This window comes from Neisseria sp. HMSC073G10 (genome assembly GCF_001812605.1).
Classification (GTDB): Bacteria; Pseudomonadota; Gammaproteobacteria; order Burkholderiales; family Neisseriaceae; genus Neisseria; species Neisseria subflava_A.
In genome coordinates, this window is record NZ_KV809531.1 from 1471 (window position 1) to 3153 (window position 1683).

Consider the following 1683-nt stretch of genomic DNA (forward strand, 5'->3'; position numbering starts at 1 on the left):
ATTTTGCCATTACCCGAATAGGGTATCAATCCTTAAATAAAATCGCCCCTATCAAAACAGGTACCGCCAGACCCAAGTAAAAATAGTAATCCATCATTTTAGAACCCTTTTTAAAATGGATACAAAATACAAAGATGCCATCACGCCGAATAAAAGCCAACCTGTATCTAAACCGCTTTTTAAGTTGTCACTTGGATCGCATTTGGGCAAATCGGCTTTAATCGTCTGTCCGTTCAGTTTCCATACTGTACCGTTGTACTCAGGTTTAATGATTTTGCCGTCTTGGCTAATTTGAGGTACTACCAAGCTGAAATAGACGTTTTCAGCTTGGCTTTGCTCAAGACATTTATTCCCGACTTGGTAGTACATCTTAATTACCTATTAACGTAACAAGCGTTTCACAATGGCAATTACGAACAGCGCTGCAAATACGCCGACTACCAGCCATCCTGCTTCAAGGCCATCAGTTTTTGCGGCTTCAAGGGCTGATTTTGCACCTTCATCAAGAGCGGCATAGGCTTGTGTAGCCAAAGCAAGTGGAGCAGCGGCAACAACGGCCAGTTTTGCGCCGTATTTACGGCAAGTGTTCATCAATTTCATGATGTTTTCCTTTACGAAATGTTTAAAAAATGTGTTTGCGGGCTATGTGAAGGTTTTAGAGACCGCCCGCCGAGTCTCTTAAATTTAGTCTTCTTTTGTATAAAAACTGAAAATTAAAAATTCGCCGCCGATTTCTTCAATCGCCGAACTAAAAGCATCTTCATAACTTTCATATTGACCGGCAGATTTAATATTAAGCGTGAAACCAATATCACCGAATGGATCGGGATAGATGAATTCATGATTTTCGAGTTCTTGAACAATAAATTTTTGCTGATACTTACTCATGATTCAGCCTTTCTTAGGCTTTGGGCGTTGCGCCTTTAACTTGGAAATCAAGCAATTTAGGAACAAGGCCTTTACCTGTTGATTCCATTGCTACGGTTACATCAACCGCGCATGGGAATTTGAGATTTTTCAGCTTTTCGAAATTATGGCTATCGCCAAATTTCATGCTTGCCGCGGTAAAGCCTACAGCATTGCCGTTTGAAGGCATGGGGCTAGCTACCAAAACTGTGCAAGAATCGATTTTGTTACCGTCGATTTCGCCTTTAAATTGTTTTGCACCCAACAGGGTTGCTGAATACGTGGTTACTTGGCTTTGCTCAAACATTTTGAATTTCCTTTACTTGTTTAAAAAATTTGAAATAATTTTCTCTTCGAGTTCAATGTCTCGAATGTATTGTTTTTCCCTGTCTTGTGGGAATGCGGTTTCTTTCTCATCAAGCAAATCATCAAGTAATGTTTGCATATTCAAATCATCAATTGCTTTTTGCTCTTCGTGGATATACTGAATCTTTTGTGTCTGATCTCTACAGTCATATTGTTCAGGCTGTAACCCTTTGGGATAACCTTCAATGCCTTTTACAAGTTCATCGACAATTTTTGTATCATCCCAGCCTATATCACGGAGGAAATTAACCATCTTTCCAACCTGATTACGCGCATGGAACAGTTTATGATCGAAAGATAAATTTACTGTTTCTGTCTTAGCATCCATACGCTTGGCTTCTGTTTTGAATATCGCCTTACATATCGGATAAGCACCGCCAAGATACGAACCGGGATAAAGCAAAACATCTA

The 1683-nt window shown here is 39.8% G+C and carries 4 protein-coding genes and 1 pseudogene; all 5 read right to left on the reverse strand.

Annotation, left to right across the window (positions count from 1 at the left end; all coding sequences use genetic code 11):
• Nucleotides 1-93 precede the first annotated feature (93 nt).
• Entirely contained in the window at nt 94-369 is a 276-nt protein-coding gene (locus HMPREF2865_RS07295) for a hypothetical protein (protein ID WP_070646582.1), read from the reverse strand.
• Between the two features lie 12 nt (nt 370-381).
• A complete protein-coding gene (locus HMPREF2865_RS07300; protein ID WP_070646583.1) occupies nt 382-600 on the reverse strand; it encodes a major capsid protein in 219 nt (72 codons plus the stop codon).
• An 84-nt stretch (nt 601-684) separates the two neighbouring features.
• Nucleotides 685-888, reverse strand: coding sequence for a hypothetical protein (locus HMPREF2865_RS07305; RefSeq protein ID WP_070646584.1), 204 nt, complete (start codon nt 886-888; stop codon nt 685-687).
• 13 nt (nt 889-901) lie between these two features.
• Nucleotides 902-1213, reverse strand: coding sequence for a hypothetical protein (locus tag HMPREF2865_RS07310; protein ID WP_070646585.1), 312 nt, complete (start codon nt 1211-1213; stop codon nt 902-904).
• 12 nt (nt 1214-1225) lie between these two features.
• Nucleotides 1226-1683, reverse strand: a pseudogene (locus tag HMPREF2865_RS07315) (replication initiation factor family protein); the annotation flags it as partial.